This window comes from Salipiger sp. PrR007 (assembly GCF_010499845.1).
Taxonomy (GTDB): Bacteria; Pseudomonadota; Alphaproteobacteria; order Rhodobacterales; family Rhodobacteraceae; genus Salipiger; species Salipiger pacificus_A.
The window spans coordinates 1-2,274 of the sequence record NZ_JAAGOZ010000082.1 but is presented as its reverse complement, the minus strand read 5'-3'; the positions used below and the strand labels follow the sequence as shown (position 1 = coordinate 2,274).

Below are 2,274 nucleotides of genomic sequence, written 5' to 3'. Positions count from 1 at the left end.
GCCACGCCTGCCTGTCGGCGCGGCATCCCAGCTCATCTCGGGGTCAAACCAGATCGTCAGCGAGCCCCGGCGCTTGAGTGCTTCATTGTAGGCTGGCCAGTTCCTGGTCTTGTAGGTCGGGGGTATGGGTCTGCTCATGCATCCCAGCTACCACCCTGGATTCGCGAGATGAATCCCTCACGCGATTTGTGCAACAGAGCCGGGTCTGGCGAGAACTTCCGCCGCAGGGCCGCAAGGTCCGGCGGGTCGCCCACGTCCAGCAGAGCGATATTCCGATCTGGTGCATGCATCGACGAGACATTCCGCTCCTTGGCGATCCCGGATTGCTGGAGGTAGCAGCGGGACTCCTCCTCGCCGCTCTTGAAGGCGCTGGGGCGGGGGCACTGATCATCGTGGAAAGGTCGCGAGCGCGGCATACCTGATCCCGAACAGCGGCGCCAAGGTGTAAATCAGCGCAACGGATCCGTCGCGCTCTTTTCCCTTTGGCAAAGAGGGGAAGGAACTGTGTTGTCGGGTCGGTAAGATGGCTCCTGCCATGTGCGACGGTCTGTTTTCCTCGCCCGGTATTGGCGAGGCCAACGACCCTCGAGCTCTCATGGCGCGATTTTCACCGTGCTGCTTGACGCGCCACAACGGTCAATGCGAATTCCACTAGATAGTTGTTTAACGCACGTGATGCATCTGCGGCGGCCTCGGCATTGCCTCCCAGAATTGCCATCAGGATTGCGCGATGCAGATCACGACCGCAGTCGATGTCACCTTTTTCCTCGCGGGCGTGAACGATCCAGAAGCGGCGTGACAGTCCCTGCAAGGGCAACATCATCGATCCCAAATAGCGATTTCCAGCGGCATCCAGAATCAGGGAGTGGGTTTGCCGGAGGGTGTGGATGTATTCCTGAAGAGTGAACCGGCCTTCAAGCCTTGAAGCAAGGTCTCGCATGGCAGCCTTTTGCGCCTCACTTGCGCGTTTGCACGCCAGCTCCACCGCCAACACCTCGACAGGCCGACGCACTTCAAGGCGGCTGAGCTGGTCTTCGACCGTTATCGCCGGAATCTCGATTCCGCGGCTGGCATGCACACGGATCATGTATCTGGGTGCAAGACGCTGGATAGCCTCGCGAATCGGCGTCCGGCCTAAACCCAATGTTTCGACGATGGTGCGTTCGGACACCATCGAGCCGGGGGCAAGTTCGCCGTTCTCGATCATGGCCTCCAGTGTGGCAACTGCCTGCTCTGTCTTGTTCATTTCGCCCTCCACTTCGCATGCAATCGACACCACAGCTTTACTCCAAAGACGATTGACATGCGATCGATATATCGGTCATATATCGATATCTTGAAAGCAAGGTCGAGAGGTATGCCGTTATGAAATATTCACCCAGTTCTGAACGCTGCCCGTTGCCGTTCTCGCCGTTCAAAAGCTGCACCGTGCCCCGCCCGATCGGGTGGCTGTCCAGCCGCAGCGCCGCCGGGGTGGAAAACATCGCGCCATACAGCCAATGGCAGAACCTAACCTTCGACCCGCCAATGGTGATGTTCGCCGCAAATCGCTACCCGGACGGCCGGCGCAAGGACACCGTAGTGAATACCGAAGAAACGGGCTGGTTTGTCTGGAACATGGCGACCTACGCCTTGCGTGAAGCCGTGAACATCAGCGCCATGGCTTTGCCGTCCGATGAAAGCGAATTCGACCGTATCGATGTGACTCGCGTCTATTCCGACAATGGAGCGGTGCCGATGGTGAAGGAAAGCCCCTGCAAATTCGAGTGCCGATATCTCAGTACGCATACAATGCGTGGCAACTCGGGCCACGGCACCGTCGATATCGTTTTTGCCCAAGTGGAGACGATCCACATCGACGACGAAGTGATCCAATCCGATGGTCAGTTGGACATCACTGCAATCGAGCCAATCGCCCGGCTAGGGTACTTCGACTACACCGTGGTGCGCGAAACCTTCGAGATGCGCGTACCCGGGTCCGACGCTGACGCCCAAGCGGGTTTGGAAGGCCGCGGTGGCACGTGACTGTGCCTTGAACAGCAATGATAGAACGTCCGGCCATGTGCGTCGAGGGGCTCTGTTGCACAAATCGCGTGAGGGATTCATCTCGCGAATCCAGGGTGGTAGCTGGGATGCATGAGCAGACCCATACCCCCGACCTACAAGACCAAGAACTGGCCAGCCTACAATGAAGCACTCAAGCGCCGGGGCTCGCTGACGATCTGGTTTGACCCCGAGATGAGCTGGGATGCCGCGCCGACAGGCAGGCGTGGC

At 58.9% G+C, this 2,274-nt stretch carries 2 protein-coding genes and 2 pseudogenes; 2 read left to right on the top strand and 2 right to left on the bottom strand.

Going from position 1 to position 2,274, the window contains the following annotated elements; all coding sequences use genetic code 11:
* Positions 1-138: pseudogene (locus G0Q01_RS23515) on the bottom strand (IS5/IS1182 family transposase); the annotation flags it as partial.
* Positions 139-607: 469 nt separating this feature from the next.
* Positions 608-1,246 carry a GntR family transcriptional regulator gene (locus G0Q01_RS23510; protein WP_164213919.1) on the bottom strand — a complete coding sequence of 213 codons (639 nt, stop codon included), beginning with the start codon at positions 1,244-1,246 and terminating at the stop codon, positions 608-610.
* Between the two features lie 119 nt (positions 1,247-1,365).
* Between G0Q01_RS23510 and G0Q01_RS23505 the strand changes: the two genes are divergently transcribed.
* Both G0Q01_RS23505 and G0Q01_RS23500 read left to right on the top strand, forming a co-directional pair.
* Positions 1,366-2,025 carry a flavin reductase family protein gene (locus G0Q01_RS23505; RefSeq protein ID WP_164213918.1) on the top strand — a complete coding sequence of 220 codons (660 nt, stop codon included), beginning with the start codon at positions 1,366-1,368 and terminating at the stop codon, positions 2,023-2,025.
* Positions 2,026-2,136: 111 nt separating this feature from the next.
* Positions 2,137-2,274: pseudogene (locus G0Q01_RS23500) on the top strand (IS5/IS1182 family transposase); the annotation flags it as partial.

What these genes read in the sequence shown, in the direction of transcription:
- G0Q01_RS23510 (WP_164213919.1), bottom strand. Translation starts at nt 1,246, where the DNA reads ATGAACAAGACAGAGCAGGCAGTTGCCACACTGGAGGCCATGATCGAG.
- G0Q01_RS23505 (WP_164213918.1), top strand. Translation starts at nt 1,366, where the DNA reads ATGAAATATTCACCCAGTTCTGAACGCTGCCCGTTGCCGTTCTCGCCG.